At 56.6% G+C, this 17,058-nt stretch carries 17 protein-coding genes; 1 reads left to right on the top strand and 16 read right to left on the bottom strand.

The features are described 5' to 3' along the window. Position 1 precedes the first annotated feature (1 nt). From PMI11_RS01020 to PMI11_RS00945, 16 genes are all read right to left on the bottom strand, one after another. On the bottom strand, positions 2–880 hold the full coding sequence (locus PMI11_RS01020) for a transporter substrate-binding domain-containing protein (protein ID WP_007812370.1): 879 nt from the start codon (positions 878–880) through the stop codon (positions 2–4). A 245-nt stretch (positions 881–1,125) separates the two neighbouring features. After that, positions 1,126–1,875, bottom strand: a complete 750-nt coding sequence (locus tag PMI11_RS01015; protein WP_007812368.1) for a GntR family transcriptional regulator — start codon at positions 1,873–1,875, stop codon at positions 1,126–1,128. Positions 1,876–2,026: 151 nt separating this feature from the next. Further along, positions 2,027–2,743 (bottom strand): ABC transporter ATP-binding protein, encoded by a 717-nt coding sequence (locus tag PMI11_RS01010; protein WP_007812366.1) that lies wholly within the window; start codon positions 2,741–2,743, stop codon positions 2,027–2,029. Next, on the bottom strand, positions 2,740–3,492 hold the full coding sequence (locus PMI11_RS01005) for an ABC transporter ATP-binding protein (protein ID WP_007812363.1): 753 nt from the start codon (positions 3,490–3,492) through the stop codon (positions 2,740–2,742). The genes PMI11_RS01010 and PMI11_RS01005 overlap by 4 nt, the downstream gene beginning before the upstream one ends. Next, positions 3,489–5,369: an ABC transporter permease gene (locus tag PMI11_RS01000; RefSeq protein WP_162137066.1), complete on the bottom strand. Its 1,881-nt coding sequence runs from the start codon at positions 5,367–5,369 to the stop codon at positions 3,489–3,491. The genes PMI11_RS01005 and PMI11_RS01000 overlap by 4 nt, the downstream gene beginning before the upstream one ends. Positions 5,370–5,425: 56 nt before the next feature. Continuing rightward, complete coding sequence (locus tag PMI11_RS00995) at positions 5,426–6,637, bottom strand: ABC transporter substrate-binding protein (protein ID WP_007812359.1); 1,212 nt, start codon at positions 6,635–6,637, stop codon at positions 5,426–5,428. A 151-nt stretch (positions 6,638–6,788) separates the two neighbouring features. Next, a complete protein-coding gene (locus tag PMI11_RS00990) occupies positions 6,789–7,277 on the bottom strand; it encodes a (2Fe-2S)-binding protein (protein WP_007812357.1) in 489 nt (162 codons plus the stop codon). Then, complete coding sequence (locus tag PMI11_RS00985) at positions 7,274–8,149, bottom strand: FAD binding domain-containing protein (RefSeq protein ID WP_007812354.1); 876 nt, start codon at positions 8,147–8,149, stop codon at positions 7,274–7,276. Before PMI11_RS00985 ends, PMI11_RS00990 begins: the two co-directional genes overlap by 4 nt. Beyond that, entirely contained in the window at positions 8,130–9,167 is a 1,038-nt protein-coding gene (locus PMI11_RS00980; protein ID WP_007812352.1) for an alpha/beta fold hydrolase, read from the bottom strand. The genes PMI11_RS00985 and PMI11_RS00980 overlap by 20 nt, the downstream gene beginning before the upstream one ends. A 19-nt stretch (positions 9,168–9,186) precedes the next feature. Next, complete coding sequence (locus tag PMI11_RS00975; RefSeq protein ID WP_051034522.1) at positions 9,187–10,389, bottom strand: FAD-dependent oxidoreductase; 1,203 nt, start codon at positions 10,387–10,389, stop codon at positions 9,187–9,189. A gap of 31 nt (positions 10,390–10,420) precedes the next feature. Further along, a complete protein-coding gene (locus PMI11_RS00970; RefSeq protein WP_007812348.1) occupies positions 10,421–11,077 on the bottom strand; it encodes an isochorismatase family protein in 657 nt (218 codons plus the stop codon). Between the two features lie 21 nt (positions 11,078–11,098). Next, positions 11,099–12,121 carry a 2,5-dihydroxypyridine 5,6-dioxygenase gene (locus PMI11_RS00965; protein ID WP_280110095.1) on the bottom strand — a complete coding sequence of 341 codons (1,023 nt, stop codon included), beginning with the start codon at positions 12,119–12,121 and terminating at the stop codon, positions 11,099–11,101. Positions 12,122–12,394: 273 nt separating this feature from the next. Further along, positions 12,395–14,020: an NTP transferase domain-containing protein gene (locus PMI11_RS00960; protein WP_007812344.1), complete on the bottom strand. Its 1,626-nt coding sequence runs from the start codon at positions 14,018–14,020 to the stop codon at positions 12,395–12,397. Further along, a complete protein-coding gene (locus PMI11_RS00955; RefSeq protein ID WP_007812342.1) occupies positions 14,020–14,718 on the bottom strand; it encodes an XdhC family protein in 699 nt (232 codons plus the stop codon). The genes PMI11_RS00960 and PMI11_RS00955 overlap by 1 nt, the downstream gene beginning before the upstream one ends. Then, complete coding sequence (locus PMI11_RS00950; protein WP_007812339.1) at positions 14,718–15,044, bottom strand: XdhC family protein; 327 nt, start codon at positions 15,042–15,044, stop codon at positions 14,718–14,720. Before PMI11_RS00950 ends, PMI11_RS00955 begins: the two co-directional genes overlap by 1 nt. Before the next feature lie 218 nt (positions 15,045–15,262). Then, a complete protein-coding gene (locus tag PMI11_RS00945; RefSeq protein ID WP_007812337.1) occupies positions 15,263–15,715 on the bottom strand; it encodes an SRPBCC family protein in 453 nt (150 codons plus the stop codon). Between the two features lie 446 nt (positions 15,716–16,161). Between PMI11_RS00945 and PMI11_RS00940 the strand changes: the two genes are divergently transcribed. Continuing rightward, complete coding sequence (locus tag PMI11_RS00940; protein ID WP_007812336.1) at positions 16,162–17,058, top strand: amino acid ABC transporter permease; 897 nt, start codon at positions 16,162–16,164, stop codon at positions 17,056–17,058.

Raw genomic sequence — 17,058 nt, 5'->3', positions numbered from 1 at the left:
TTTACTTGTTCAGGGATAGATATTGTTCCGCCGGACGCCGCAACTCTTCCGGAGTGACGGTCGCCTCGGGCACGTCCAGACGCTTGAGGATGGCCTCGTAGGAGCCGTCAGCAATCGCGGACTCCATTGCCAGCATAAGCGCCTCTTTCAGCTCCGGCCGCTTTTTCGAGACGAGCATGGCCAACATTGTATACCGATTGTCCAGAAGGCCAGGCGCCATTTCGAGATTGGTATTCTGCGTCTGGATATACTTTCCAACCGCGCTGCCAACCATGACGCCTTCACCTCGACCATTTGCGACAGCCAGCTGCGTGGCATTGCCGTTGGGATATATCTCGGTCTTGATTTCCGACTTACCGGCGGCGAGGCAGTCCTTGGACAAGCTATCGACAACGCTGACCTGCGCGCTGCCTTGCGTGACAGCAAGCAGATGTCCGCACAAATTGTTGATGTCGACCCCCGCCATTCCCTTCTTGACCAGCAATGCATAGGTGGATCTGAAATACGGCACGAAGTCGATGATCTTGCTGCGCTCGGCGGTAATTCCGAGCGAGGGTGAAATATCGAACCGGCCGTTGTCGACACCGCCAATCATCACCGGAATTTGGTTGAGGTCGATCCATTCAGGCTTGAGCCCAAGCTTAGAAGCGATCAGGTCAACGACCTCAACATCAATGCCGGCGGGTTTCTTTTCCGCGTCGTAATAAGAAAAAGGCGCCCACTGCATCATGATTGCGACCTTCAGAACACCACCATCCCGTATTCCCGCGGGCAGCGCCGCCCGTGCGGCCTCGTCCGTTTCAGCTGCATTTGCGCCGCCGAAAAGAAGAGTTGTAGCGAAAGCTCCAAAGAGGATACGCTTGAGGAAGTCAGCCTTCATTGAAAAGATCCTTTGCCCGTCTCTGGCGGACGTGTCCGCCGGCCAAACTGAAAGAGGGAAGGGCAATCCAGAAGGCGGTAAGGCCGTCCCGTGTTGCTCCTTGTCAGTCAAATTTATACGGACAGATTTAATATTCAAGCGATAAATGTACGAACTTATTATTCGTGACAAGCTTTTCTGGTCGGGACATGTGATGCCACTCACGACCATGATCTCAGGATCAGCTCCCAAACACGCTGCGCACTTCAAAAGCGTCGTTGCATCTCATCTTGCCGGTAAAAGTTTACAATCTGCGGATGGGTATCTGGCCTCACGACCATAATGACGTGGTGAAGTACATTGCCCTCAGCAGAGTAAAAGCTTCTGTTTAATAGCAGCGCCGGTTGCCCTGGCAGCAGCTCGAGCTTGGCTGCCGCATCAAATGGCGGGATGATGGCCGAGGTGACCTGGCGGGCTCGGATGGCGCGAATTCCTGCGAATTCCTCCACCTGGTTCACGAAAAACCCCTTGCCGATAATCTCCTTCGGAATTCGGCGGGCGTGATCCTCAAGGCTCAGCAGCGTCGAATGGATGATCGGCTGGCCATCGTTGCGCATGATCGTGATCAAGCGAAAAAGTGTCTTGTCCGGCGCTATTCCCATGGATTGGGCTATTTCCGGATATTCCCGGGCCGCCACATAATCGGCCGAGATAAGTTCAGAGTCGTAGGATTTGGATATCATTACATCCAGAGATCCTGCTGACCAGGTGGCCTCTGCAGGCCCGCGCTTAATAATCGTTGTTCCCGACCCGCGTTTGCGATCGATCAGCCCGTCCGAAACCAACTTCTGCAATGCGGCCCGAACGGTATGCCTGCTGACCCTAAATTCCTCCATGAGGGTCAGTTCCGGCGGCAAACTGCCGGTATCGTCATATTCGTGGGACAGAATTCGGTCGCGAAGGATCTTTGAGATGCGTAGATTCTTTGGCTCCGCGGCGTACTCGTCGGCCAGCATGTCCCCTCCCGGTATCCAGTTTGATTTTTATCGTATAGGAACAAAGTGCTGCGTACAGGGCAATTTGCTAGGCAGACCACATAGTTGAATTGACCACCTGCGCAAGAGGCTTATTCACAGTTCGCAAACGACAGCAAAGCGGATGAGCGCGTTACACGCTCAGATACTCCGCCTGAATGCCCTTGTGCTCTTTCAGCTCTGTCATCGTTCCGACATAGCGGATCGCGCCTTTTTCGATAATCGTGGCGCTCGTTGCGATCAACGACGCGAAGTGCAGGTTCTGTTCGGAGACGATGATCGTCAAGCCCTGCTGCGCCACTCGCTGGATGGCATAGGCCATTTCTTCGATGATCTTGGGTGCGATCCCCTCGGACGGCTCATCGAGCAGCAGCAGGGATGGATTTCCCATGAGGGTCCGCGCTATTGCCAGCATTTGCTGCTCGCCGCCACTCATCTTGCCCCCAGGGCGATCGCGCATGCTGCCGAGATTGGGAAATAGCTCGAACAGTTTCTCCGGCGTCCAATGCGGCACGTCCGGACGGGGCGCCTGTGTTCCAACGACAAGGTTCTCCATGACCGAGAGATCTCTGAAGATACGGCGCTCTTCCGGAACGTAGCCGATACCGGCGCTTGCAATACGGTAGCTACGATGGCCCGTGATCTCTTTGCCCGCAAATCTGACCGAACCGCCGGCAGGCTTTACCAGTCCGATGATTGCCTTCATCATCGTCGACTTGCCGGCACCGTTGCGGCCGAGAAGCGCCCGGACCTCGCCGGCTCTCACCGTAAGATCGACATCATGGAGGATATGTGCGCGGCCGTAAAACGTATTGAGCTTGTCGATGGAAAGCAGTGTCGTGAACGTCATGTGTACATGTTCCCGCTGCCAAGGTAGATCTCACGGACATTCTCGTTGTTCCGGACTTCGCCGGGCGTCCCCCGCGCAATGACGCGACCGCGATCAAGCACCACGATCTCGTCAGCCCTGCTGAAAACGATGTCCATGTCGTGTTCGGTAAACAGGACGGAGATGTTCCGTTGCTTGGCAACTGTAGCCGTCAGACCCATGAGGTCGATGCGCTCCTTAGGTGCCATGCCGGCCGTCGGTTCATCCATCAGCAATAGCTTCGGCTGATTTGCCATCGCCACAGCCAGTTCGACTTTCTTCAGGTCGCCATAGGCCAACACGCCACAACCGCGCCGTGCCTGCGTCGCCATGCCGACCAGTTCAAGCAGCGTCATCGCCTCCGCCTCGTACATCTGACCGGCGCGCCCGATCATGTTCCACAGCCTGCCATTTTGCGACATAAGTGCTACCTGGATATTCTCAAGCACCGTCATCGACGCAAAAGTCTGGGTGATTTGAAACGTGCGACCGACGCCAATTCGCCAGATTTCGCGGGGATGCAGGCCAATAATAGACTGCCCCTCCAGCTCGACCGAACCGGCGTCCGCTGCAAGCTGCCCGTTCAGAAGGTTAAAGCAGGTCGTCTTACCGGCACCATTCGGTCCGATCAGGGCGACCATCTTCCCTTTTTCGACCGTCAGATCAACCTCCTGCACGGCGCGATGCCCGTTGAAGCTCTTGCACAAGCCCTTGACGCTCAAGACACTCATTTGATCACCCACGACTGCTGGCTTTCGTCATTCCGAGTTTGGAGCCGGACTGTACGTTTGAACCGAGGAATCCATTTGATGGAAATGTCCTTAGCGAGCCCGCTGATGCCATGCGGCATAAACAGAGCAAGGCCGATGAGCAAAAGCCCAAGGAAAATGTGCCAATGTAAAATCTGCGTCTGCAGCAAGGTCTTCAGCAACTGGTACAGTATCGCACCGATAATCGGACCATTCATCGATTGCAGACCGCCAAGCAACGCCATGATGAAGATATCCAAAGACGTGGTGAGATCCAAATAGGATGGGAAGGCCCCGCCTTTCAGATACAGCAGGAGCACGCCCGACGTTCCCGCCATTGCTCCAGCGATGGAATAAGCTACCCAGCGTTGAATATAGACGTTGATGCCGATCGCGTTCGAACGCTGTCTTGAATCCCGCGTCGCCCGGAGCCCATAGCCGAATGGAGAGAAAACAAGGCGTCGCATTGCAAGAATACCTGCGGTGCAGACAGCAAGTGTCAGTAGGAAAAACACCGCCGGATCAGCGGCCCAGTCATCGGGCCAGAGACCGATGATCCCGATCTCGCCATTGGTGACATCGATCCACTGGTAGGCAATCGACCACAGGATCTGGCCAAACGCCAATGTCAACATGCCGAAATAAATACCCCTCAGCCGGACGGCGGCAGATCCGATGACGATCGCAAGAAGACCCGCCGCGATCGGGGCGATGAACAATGAAGGCAGCATGGAAATGCCGAAGAAACTGTAGAGGATGGCTGGAACATACATTCCGATGCCGAGAAAGGCTGCATGTCCCAGCGAGACCATTCCGGAAATGCCGGCAAGCAGATAGAAAGTCCAGGCGAGGAAGACATAAATGGTAATCTCGTTGACCAGGGTCAGCCAGTAGGGCGGCAGGACGAAGGGCGAGATCGCGAGCGCCGCAACGGCCAGTATCCAGAAGCAACGCTCTGGGCCCCCCGCTGGAGAAAGTACGATCTCGTCCGGTACGTCTTCCATGCCGCCGCCGACTTCCTTACCGAACAAGCCTTGGGGCCTCACGAGCAGAACAATTGCCATGGTGATAAAGACCAGCGCCATGGACAGTTCACTGAAGTAGGCGGTTCCAACCGCAGAAAGGAAGCCGACGATCAATGCGGCGATCGCCGTTCCGAGAACACTGCCCATGCCGCCGATGACGACGACTGCAAAGGCATCGATGAGAAGATTGATGTCCATGTCGAGGCTGGCAGAAACGCGCAGCATATCCAGACCGCCCGCCAGTCCGGCAAGAAAGGCGCTCAGCGCAAAAACCGAGGTGAAGAGCAGGTTCTGGTTGACCCCGAGAGCGGCGACCATCTCCCGATCTTCGATTGCAGCACGCAGGAGCACGCCCCAACGCGTCCTTCGCAAGACGAAAGTCAGTGACGCGACGATCACCAGACTGAGAGCCAACATCACGAGATAGTAGCCGGGGAAAGTCTGTCCGAAGATGGTAGCGGGCGACGAAAAGCCGGCAACCGGCTCAGTCAGCAGCTGGGTCGATCCCCATATGGTCGAGGTGAGGTCGCGAATGACGAGAAAGATACCGAAGGTCGCGATGATCTGCAGATGATGCGGCGCATCATAAATGCGCCGCATGATAAGCATCTCGATCGCGACACCGATGACAGCGACGAACAAAGCCGCTGCCACCACGCCGATCAGAAACCAAACGGGACCCGCGGGCAGGCGGGCGACCACCGAGTAACATATGTAGGCGCCCAGCATATAGAGTGAACCGTGCGAAAGATTGTAGACCCGGGAAACACCGAAAATGATCGACAATCCCGATGATATGATGAAAAGAACCGCAGCTATCCCGAGACCGGTCATGGCCAGGCCGGGAATATCAGCTATGAAATTCATGACCGATCCTCGAATATTCGGAGTCAGTTGTTTGCGGCGGCCGGACGCATCGCGAGACCGTCTGCTTCCGATGGCAACCCCTCGTCGCCACTAATGTATCGCCAGCCAATCATTTTGGCCTTGCCCTCGGCACCGGCGATAGAACCGACCCAAGCGCCAAGCGACAGCTGGTGGTCCACCCGCCAGCGGCACTTGCCGAGGACGCAGTCGAAATCGTCGCCTCGGAAGCCCTTGATCAGATCTTCGACATTCGTCGAACCCGCGCGTTTTATGCCCGATGCGATACCCTCGACACTCAGATAGGCAAGGAAGGCCCCATAAATGGGCTCTTCGTTGTACTTGGCGCGATACTTCGCCACAAAATCCCGCATCGGCGGCGTGTCGATCTCGTCGTAGGGCAGACCATTTGTTATCCAACCGGTCGGAGCCTCGCTGCCAAAGCTGTTCAGCCACTCCGGCAAGCCGGCCTGGACGCTGACAACCTTGACCTTGTCATAAAAGCCGCGGGCCTTCGACTCGCGCAGAAACGAGATCATGTCGGGGCCGACATGCGCTGAAAATACGCAGTCGACGCCCAGTCGCTGCAAATGCTCGATCGTTGCACCTGCATTGAACCGCCCGACCGGAGCCATTGAGTCGTCCGCCCAGACGAGATCCGGATGTGTCTTTCTCAGCTCAGCCTGAAAGTCACGAACCATGTCCGTAACCGCCTCTGACATCGGACCCGTACCGGCCCATTTGGTGCATTGAAGGCCCTTGGCCTGCACAGCAAGGGCAGTGGCAAGTAGAAGGCTCGGCGTCTGCACCCGGAATACAAACCGGCTGCCTTTCGACCAGGTCACCGCATTGGAAAGCGGTTCGGTAGCAACGAAGAAAACTTTCCGGCGGTCCGCATAGTTGGCGATGGCGAGACCGCTTGGAGATAGATAGGTTCCCGCGAGAAGGTCAACCCCTTGGTTCGACACCAGTTCATTGGCAACACGCACGGCATCGGCAGGAGACAGATTGTCGTCACGATAGATGACCTCAAGCGGGCGTCCCAACACTCCGCCGTCGCCGTTGACATTTTCCACTGCCAGATCAAATCCCTTGCGGTAGCCAGCAGTGAAAGCGGCCAATGCACCGCTATAACTGTTTACCTCACCAATACGGATCGGTTTCACATCCTGTGCAGTTGCCGACAAAGGAATGGTCGCAAGAAGCGCCAGACCGAGAACAGCTGTGACTTTTTTCATCGTATTCCCCTTTTTGTTTTCTGGTCGTACGGAATAAGCGCGCACGTCAGGAGCCGGCCCGCATAATTGCGAGCACGATGGCCTGTGGCGTGAACCAAGCTGCTTTTGATTGCGCTGGACGGCTCAATGTCGGCGGCAGCGCAATGAAGCTTCAGTCCTTCTCGCGAGCAAGTTCTCGCGCCGCAGCCTCGATCGCGGCGACAATGCCGGCATAACCGGTGCAGCGACAGAGATTGCCTGCCATATATTGGCGGATCTGTTCTTCGGTCGGGTTCGGGTTTTCCTGCAAAAGCGCAGTTGCGGAAATCAGCATGCCCGGAGTACAGAAGCCACATTGAAGGGCGTGATGTCGCCGGAATTCTTCCTGCAGTGATGTGAGCTTGTCCTCGTCCGCTAGTCCCTCGACCGTACGGATTTCAGCTCCGTCCGCCTGAACGGCCAGCATCAGGCAACTGCGCATCGGACTGCCGTCCACCATGATGGTGCAGGCCCCGCATGCGCCATGTGCGCACCCGACATGCGTGCCCGTCAACCGCAGATTATGGCGCAGAAAGTCCGCAAGCAGATAGCGCCCGGCGACCTCTTCGCTGTATTTTGCGCCGTTGACTGTGACCGTGATGGAGTGCGTCGAATGGCTCACGCTTCTGCCCCTTCTTTGGCATTGGCGCCATGCAGCGCGCGCTTAACAAGGGAGGCTGCTACGCGCCGCCGATAGTCGGCCGAAAAAAAGCCGTCGTCGTGAGGCTCGATCACCCCGGAGGCTTGCTCGCTTACCTCGGCCACAAAACCCGGTGAAAGGCGTTCACCGCGGATTGCTTCCTCGAGGCCGTGGAGCCGAACGGGAGTAGGCTCGACCCCGGTCAGAGCCAGACGCGAGTCACGAACGGATCCCGCCTCGTCGAACTCGATCATTGCCGCAAGACCGACGATTGCCACACCTTCGCGGCGAACCCCAGTCTCATGGAAAGCGGTATAGGCGCCTTTCGGGATGGACGGAAACTTGACCGATATCAGAAGCTCCTCCGGTTCGATGACCGTGGTCATGTCGCCAACAAAGAATTCACTGGCGGGGATTTCTCGTGAACCACTGCTTGCGGAGATAACCAATGTCGCCTCCAGAGCCATCGCCACTCCGGGCAATTCTGCGGAACGATCGGCATGCGCAAGTGTGCCGCCGACGGTCGCCCGATTGCGGACCGCGATCGGCCCCGCTCTCTCCAGGGCTTTCGCGACCAAAGGACAAAGCTCTGTCGTCAACGGAGAGACGATGGCATCGCTTTGGCGAACCATGGCGCCAAACGACAACCCGTCGTCCGTAGACGTGATCTGCTTCAATTCCACGCAACGGTTAAGGTCGATGATCAGGTCATACTGAGCCATCCGCAGGTTCAGCAGCGGAATGAGGCTTTGCCCACCCGCAAGCAGACGGGCGTCAGGACCGTACTCTGACAAAAGCGCCAGAACCTCATCCAAATGCTCCGGCGCTCGGTATTCAAACGGTGGCGGCTTCATTCTTTACGTCCATTCTGGCTTCCAGCAGATCCGTGATCGCTTTCTCGAAGAACTGTATATCGCACGGATCGCTGCCTGGCGAAGATGCTCGGTGCCCCCAGATCGAGGGAATGACTCGCAGTTCCGCGTCTGGCATCGATCTGACTTCAATCTCACTGTCTTCGGGAGGAAAATACATGTCCGTGCGCGACGGCATGACGATGGCCTTGGCAGTGATCGCGCGAAGCGCGGCCGGAAAGTCCTTGTTGAACTTATCATTGTCACTGATGTCGGCCACTTCCCAGGTCGCAAACTGTGCCAGAAGATCATTTGCATCGACCCACTTTTCGGGAAGAGGACGATCCAGATAATCCTGCGTTTTCTGGTACTTTTCTGTCAAATGAAGGCCTTGTCGATAATATGCCTGAGAAAAGCCCCAGGCATCGGCATTCAGCCAGAACTGCTGGAGCGAGCCCAGCGCATTGCCCTGATAATCGCCGCTCAGCCAGTCCGGCGAACTTTTCACGGCCATCTTCATCGTCGCCAGGAATATATAATTATGAGGCGAGGTTCGAGCCGAGCCGCACATCGGCAAAATGCACTCCACCTCATCTGCGAAGTATGAACCCCACTGAAAGGCGATCTGCGCGCCCATCGACCGTCCGACGACCAGCTTGATGCGCTCAATGCCGAAGATCTCACGCAACAAACGCCGCTGTTGCGTGACATTGTCCAGAATGCTGACCCGTGGAAAACGGGTTCGATCGAAAGGCGCAGGTGTATTGCTCGGCGACGACGACATGCCGTTGCCGAACATGTCGATCGCCACGATAAACTGCCGCGCCGGATCCAGTGCCCTTCCTGGACCAATGATCCACTCGACATCACGATGGGTCCCTGCACACCATGTCGGGAACAAGACGACATTGTCCTTTGCGGCATTCAACGTACCAAACGTCTTGTAGGACAGATAGGCGTCGGGAAGATGCCCGCCATATTGCAGGAAAATCGGCCCGGTCCGGTAGAGCTGGTTCGTCATGTCCGAATATGTTCCTGCCTCATACGGCCAGCTCTAGTTCCGCATAGGTCTTTGTCGCGAACGACCGCCCATTCACGGATTGAAGGGGGATAGACATCGCGTCATAACCGAAGCACCAGGTGGGATCGGTCGGATATCGGAGCCAGATATTGATGTTCGAGATTGTCTGGACCCTTGTCGCTCGGTCGATCCGGTTCGCCTTGTAGAGCTCAAATGCGCCCGCATAGTCATTCTCCGCCGCGGCGATACAGCGTACCAGAATGACGGCATCTTCGATCGCCATGCCGGCGCCCTGCCCCATATGCGGCTTCATTGGATGGCAGGCATCGCCGAGGAGCACGATGCGCCCGCGGCTCCACAGCGGCAGCGGATCGCGTGTCAGGAGCGGCCATTTCGTGGCCTTCGGGCAAGCGTCGATAATCCGCTGGACATCTTCGTGGAAGCCCCTGTAGCACTCCTTGATCTCGCTCATCTCCACATCGACCGGATTGGCACCGCCATTCCAGTTCGGATCAGGAGAACCCGTCACGAAATAGATCTCGTCCTTGGCATTGGTGAGATAGTAGAAGATGAAATGGCGATCTTCCTGCGCCGGATGGCGGTCGTCAGACCAGTATTTGCCCGCGTCCGAACGAAGCTTGTAGTCACCCAGAAGGCTGGACGGAAACACGCCGCGATAGGCGACATTGCCAGTGTACTTCGGCGGCTCCGGTCCAAGCAGGGTTTCACGCACAACCGAATTGATACCGTCAGCGCCAATTACGATATCAGCCTCCTCAGTGGTACCGTCACGGAACGTCATCTGGATCCTGTCTGCCTTTTCCGCAAGCCCGGACAGGCTCTTGGAATACAGGATCGTACCCGGCTTCAGCGCATTGATCATGTATTGTTGGAGGTCGCCGCGATGCAAAATCAGGTGGGGCGCGCCGTAATGTTCAAGCCATTCTTCAGCCGGTTGCCGGAAGTAGACGCGTCCAGTATCCCACTCGCAATTAAGCCATTTCTCCGGTGTCGTTCCGATCTTCTGGAGTTCGTTTTCGAATCCAAGCGCCTTGAGAATGCGGGTGGAGTTAGGCCACAGGTTGATGCCGGCACCGATCCGGCTGATATGGGATGCCTGCTCGTAGACGACCGGTTCATAGCCAGCGCGCTGCAACAGGATAGCGGCGGTCAAGCCGCCCAGGCCTGCGCCGATAACGGCAATTCTCGGTTTTGATGACATGCTGATGACTTTCTGCCCCGTGGAATTGGCGTCAGGCTCTCTTGCCGACAGTCGCCATGTAATTCATGGCATCGGCTTCGGTCACGACGTCGCCGTATTTTGCATTGATATCGAAGAGGTTGGCTTCATGAGGACTTTGGTGACGGTCGCCACACGCTTCCCTGACGACGATCGGACGGAATCCCCACTGGCAGGTATCGACTGCAGATGCACGAACGCAGCCGCTGGTCGAGACACCACCCATGATCACCGTATCAATTCCCATCGAGGTTAACATCGGTCCGAGCGGTGTCGCAAAGAACGAACTCGGGTAACGCTTAGTCACCACGATGTCCTTTTCAGCAACTTTCACCAGAGGGTTGAAATCGCCGAGCGGATTGCCTTCTTCGAAGCAAAGCAATGGAATGGTGCTTTTCTTGAAGAATATACCGCAATCGACACCGCTCCTGCTAAGCTCGACGCGCGTAAGAACGACTGGGATTCCATTGGCGTGAGCTTCCTCCTGGAGGCGGACGCATGACTCCAGAGCAGACCGGAAGCGGGGATGATAGAGTGGCGTGCCCTCGCGGAAGTAAGCTTCCGCGAGATCGATCAGCAACAGCGCCGGTTTTTTTCCGTAACCGAGCCTCGTATTGAAGCCGGTCGAGCTGTAGTTGAGGTCCAGAACCTCAGGGTTTTGAACATTCATATCACTGACTCTGCTCGATGCTCATTCAGCAGCGGCACGCATCAGAGCGGGCGCGATCTGATCTTCAGCGACGACATCACCATCCCTGACAACGGCTTCTCCATCGAGCAGCACGCTGCATCGGCGCAGTGGGATGTCCATGTGGCAGGCGGTATTGCGCGTACCTCCAGCTTCGGTATTCGGGCCGGTTGAAAACAGGAAGTTCCCATAGAAAGAGCGCCCGTCCATACCGACGGACTCGAAACGATCATACAGAAGCTGGGCACTCCACTTGGCGCGCGGCTGCAGCCCCCAACCCATATGCGAAATTGCGAAAACTTCCGGATCGTTGAAGGAAGTCATGTAGCTCTCCAGGTGCTCGGCATCGAAACCGCCCGAGAACTTGACGATCCTGCCATCCTTCACGTCGAGCGCGATCGGAGACTGCGCGTAGGTTTTGAACGGATAGAGAATGTCACCTGTGTCGATGACGATTTTCCCGTTGGTGCTACCCTCATTCGACCAGGTGAACAAGAAGCCGCTGCCCCAATGGTCCCAGCGGCCCGGCTCCTCCGAGAACCCGTACTCCGGAATGACCGGATATTCGCCGAGCAAGGCGGACATTTCTGTCCCAGCCTTCGAAAAGACCTCTATCTTCTTCGCTGCCTCCAGCTGCTTGCAGCCCGCCAGAACCCGACGCTTGTCATCTTCGGTCGGCAGCAGGCGCGCCAGGATTTCCGGCGGCTCGATCACCAGAAGCATTCGCTTACCTTCGGCCAGAAGCTGGTTCTGCTCGGGCGAATGAAGGAGAAGCACGGTGTCGATAATGAGGTCTGCGGCCTCGAGAGCTTTCTTTGCTGCCCAATGTCCGGTCAAAGACGTCTCACCGACATAGCCCGTCGGATCAAAGCCGATTTGGCGCAGATTGTTTGTGGCTGGCAGATCAAGACCGAAGACCTTGGCGCCGAGGCGCTCGGCGGCCGTCATCGCAGCCCAAACGAGACGAGGGTTTGAGTTGATGCTTTTCAGGACAGCAACTCCCTGCGTCTCATCCACGCGTGACATCTTCAATACGTGTTCAAACATATCCAAAAGTTCAGAATCACCGACCGGCATACAAATTCTCCTTTTTCAAAAGAGCGAAGACCTACCGGATGTCTCCGAGGTCTGCGGGGCTGGTGACTAAACGCTACCAAGATGTACGGACATTGTAAATATTTATTTTGAATTTGTTTGGTCAATATCATCTGCTGAACGATCTTGATAAACGAGCTCCCATCCACTCTTATTCGACAGTCACAGGCTAGAAACGACCCCGCGATTGCATCTTGCCGGCGGTCAGTTGCGCAACCTGCCACCCGCGGCGATGACGGCTTCCGGCGTATCGACATCAAGGTGGGCCGCAGGGCCGATTTCGACGTCGATGACGGCGAGACCGGAATTTTCAACAATCGAACGCGCACCGATATCGCCCTCCAGCCGCAATACGGCGTTGAAGGCAGCGCGCGGCAGAATCACCGGATTACCTCGTTTGCCTTCAGAAACGGCGCGAACCACTGCCCTGCCGCCGCATTCTTTGAAGGCTGAGATCAATCTGTTGAGGTGTGCAGTCGTGATGCCTGGCATGTCCGCCAGCGTGACAAGAATGCCATCGCATCCAAGAAGTCCTGGAGAAGACATACCGACAATCAAAGATGTCGACATGCCCATCGCGTAATCCGGGTTGAACCGACAGTCGAGACCGAGACCGGATAGCGCGGCTTCGATCTCATTGCGGCGGTAACCTGTAACGACCACCGCAGGCGAAACGTCTGCAGCCAACAAGCGTTCAGCGCAATGACGAACCAGTGATTTACCGTCGAACTCGGCGAGAAGCTTGTGCGGTCCATCCTTTCCCATCCTGCGTGCCTGGCCGGCCGCCAGAAGAATCCCGCCGACCGCCAAAACGGCTCCAAATCCGTCACCACGCTTCCGCCGTGTCGGTATTTCCATCAAAAGCCCGCCGACACCCATACCGCTAACGCCCAGGGATGTCGGCCGCTCACCCGCCATCAGCCGATGAAGGATCCAGTCAAAGCCATTCTCCTTCGGTGAACGTGCACAGCCCGGGGCGCCAATGACCGCGACGCCACCAATGCTGCCAAGCACCATAAGGTTGCCCGGATCGACTGGCATGCCAACCCGCTCCACGACGCCACCTGCAGCCCGGATCGCAGCCGGTATGACATCCTCAGAATCGGCAACCGCGGAGGCGCCGAAGACGACAACCATCACCGGTTTCTCGCGTCCCGCCAAATCAAGCCCTCGAAGGGCTTGAGCAAGCGCCTCCGTTTGATGCGGGATCCTGATTTCCTGCAGTAAACAACTGCCGGACATTGCTAGCCGCTGCGCCAACGATCTGGTCGTTTTGTCCATGACCGATGCCTTGAGCGACGGAAGCTCGGTTGCAATCAGCGTTACCGCATGGGCGCGAAAGGCCTTGACTGCGAAAGCCGTCAAACCGGCGAGCAATCTCACGGCGGCCCCCACTGCCCTGCCTGGCACGGCGAGCGGAATGATCTTGATTGTCGCCACTATCTCCCCCGCTCGCACTGCGACGTGATCGGAGAGGCAGGCGAGCGTGATAGCGCTGTCGATCCGATTGAGTGTATCCACAACTGCCTTGTCGACGACGAACAAGCCGTTGACGCGCGAATAGATGTTGACCCTGCCGGTGGTCGGTTCGGAGAAACGCAGGTTGTCGGGCGCTATTGCATGAGCGATCGCCGCCGCCGCGGCATCCTCGATCACATCGTCGATATCGAGCCTGACACCGGTGATCCTGGAAAGGCCAATCCCGGCCAGCAGAGCAAGATCGGCGCGCGACAAGACCTTACCCTTGGACAGGCGTGTTTCTGCCAGCTGAATCGCATGGGCAAGGACGATACCTTCGGCTTCTGCGATCGGAAAATCGCCGTAACGCATCAATCCCCCCCGGCGTCGAGCGCGCGTCGACGAAAAGCCTGAACGATCTCGGCCAATGTCGCTAGCGCAATTTCCGCCGGATTGGCCGCGCGGATATCAATGCCGATCGGGGCTGCGATGCGGTCGATCTCTTCGGCCGTGCGGCCCATGGCCCGCAGCCTTTCGATCCGCTTGACATGGGTCTTCCGGCTGCCCAGCGCACCGACATAAAAGCAGCCAGCCTTCAGCGCCTCCGACAGGGCAAGATCGTCGATCTTCGGGTCATGGGTGAGTGCGGCCAGTGCCGTATAGGCATCAAGCGGCCTGTCTCTTAGGGCATCCTCTGGCCAGTCAGGGACAAGATCCACGCCCGGAAATCGCTCCGCCGTCGCATAGGCCGTACGCGGATCGATGATTGTCAAATCATAACCGGCGATGGGGGCCATTTGCGCAAGTGCCTGACTGATGTGCACCGCACCGATCACCACGATTCGTGGCGGCGGGAGATGGACATTGAGGAAAACAGGCTCTCCACCAACGTCAACGATTGCGGCCTTGCCGCTGCGGATCGCTGTGGAAACAAGCTCGTCCAGCTGGACCGCTATCGACTGACCTTCGACGACGAGTTCCGATCTTCCGTCGGCGAGATAGGTGATCGCGACGGCCACCCGGCGAGCACGTCTTGCCACGTTCAATGCTTCTAGCAATGCCACCTGCATTAACAGAGCCTCTCGACGTAGACACGAATCCGTCCACCACACGAAAGGCCGACGCGCCAGGCAGTTTCGTTCGCCACGCTGAATTCGAGTATGCGCGGCTGGCCAGAGGCGATGACTTCGAGCGCCTCGGTAATGACCGCAGCTTCGACACATCCGCCTGAAACCGAGCCGTCGAAATTTGCATCGCTGTCGATAATGAGGTGACTGCCGGCCCGGCGGGGTGCAGAGCCCCAGGTTTCGATCACCGTAGCGATTGCCAAATCGCGGCCGTGCTTTTTCCAGCTTTCGGCAGTTAGAAGTGGGTCGAGAGGTTCAGATATGGCCATCAAAATGCTCCCGCAAAACTTCAACCTTGCAGCCGTGGCGACACTGCCAGGCCGTCGCCCCCAAATGCCGGCGGAACCGACGGCAGAGACTGCTGCGAATGTCAAAGGCCCATGGCGCAGATGCGCGGTGCCCAACAGAATGAACCGTTCATTACAGATGCTCAAAACTTCAGTTCAGGCCGCGCCGCCCGCAAAGCACCCGGGGAGCGTCAATTCCGCTAAGCTTCGCTTACCGTCTCATTGAACTTTGCGAAAAATTGACCAGCGAGCTTGTGCGCCGTCGACATGAGCATGCGGCTGCCCAACTGCGCGATTTTTCCGCCGACATCCGCTCTGACACTATAAGTTAGTACGGTCACGCCATCACTCTCGGGCTCGAGGGCAACATCTGCCCCGCCTTTCGCAAATCCGGCGATGCCGCTCTTGCCCTCGCCGACGATGGTGTATGATTTCGGGGCGACTATTTTATCGAGCTTGATCGCACCGCCGAAACGCGCCTTGATCGGGCCGATACTGATTGTGACTTTCGCCGTCATTTCGGTCGGAGAAATCAGTTCCACGCTCTCGCACCCCGGAATGCATGCGCTGAGGATTTCCGGATCGTTCAGGGCGGCCCAAACCTTATCGTTCGAGGCAAGAATGCGCTCGGTACCACTCATCTCCATCGCCATTCACTGAGTTCCCTTCCGTTTATCTTGAATGCAACGAATATTTTGAACGGTAAAAGTTGTCCATACAAAAATATGAGAAGGCACCAACTTTCATGGAATTACGCGAACTCATAGTCCTTCCTTGCCCTTGGAATGATCGAGCTTGAAAGTTGAAATAGTTAGGCGCCTTCAGATTCATCACCCTGAAATCAAACAAATATTCCTATATAACAACGCATTAGAAAGCGTTTTCGCGGCGAAGGCAAAAATGTGTGGTGCAATCAAAGCCAAAAATCGGCGCGAATTTTACCCAGTTGCAAAAGTACGGACAATATGAGATAGAAATATCAGAAACGTCATTTCAAGCCGCCGACACGGCTGACGAGAATGGTCCATCAGGCAACGACGTAGATCGGAATTTCATCGTGCAGCCGCACGAGAGGGGAATCAACTCAAATGGATAAAAAATGACAGTGGCACTATCTCGGGACATGGATGCGGCGGTTACGCCTGGGCATACGGATGCGGCGCTTATTATTGCGCCACCTCGAATGGGGCGTTGGTTTGGTTCAATCCTAATCGTCCTGATCGTTGCCTGGATTGTGTATCAGATCCTGACAAACCCCGGCTTCGAATGGGACGTGGTCGGCGAATACTTGCTCGATTCGTCCGTGCTGAGCGGAGTTCTGATGACGTTGCAATTGACCGTATTGGTCATGCTAATCGGGTCGGCTGTGGGCATCGTCATTGCCGTGATGCGCATGTCCGGTGACCCGCTTCTCGGTTTCGTTGCCCATTCCTTCGTATGGTTCTTCCGCGGAACCCCGGTGCTGATCCAGCTGGTCTTCTGGTACAATCTCGCCACGCTGTTTCCCGAAATCGCGTTGGGGATCCCATTTGGAGGACCGAAATTCTTCGAGATTTCCTCAACGATTGCGATTTCCTCGTTTACCGCCGCCATGCTCGGGCTCGGTCTGAACGAAGCCGCATATATGGCTGAAATCGTCAGGGCAGGTCTTCTTTCGGTCGATCCAGGCCAGAGTGAGGCTTCCAAGGCGCTTGGCCATCGCCCGACTCAGACCTTCTTCAAGGTCGTTTTGCCCCAGGCCATGAAAGCAATCATCCCACCAACCGGCAATCAGCTGATCGGTACGCTCAAATTCACCTCGCTTGCCAGCACTGTCGCCCTTTACGAACTGATGCACTCGGTCGAAGTGATCTATGCTCGCACCTTCCAGACGGTGCCGATGCTGATAGTGGCGGCACTTTGGTACCTTTTCCTGGTCAGCATACTCTCGATTTTCCAATACTTCGTCGAGCGGCATTATTCGCGTGGCTGGCGTCAACCTGTTGGAGGGCACTGA

The organism is Rhizobium sp. CF142 (genome assembly GCF_000281145.1).
Lineage (GTDB): Bacteria > Pseudomonadota > Alphaproteobacteria > Rhizobiales > Rhizobiaceae > Rhizobium.
This window is presented reverse-complemented; position numbering and strand designations above follow the sequence as displayed.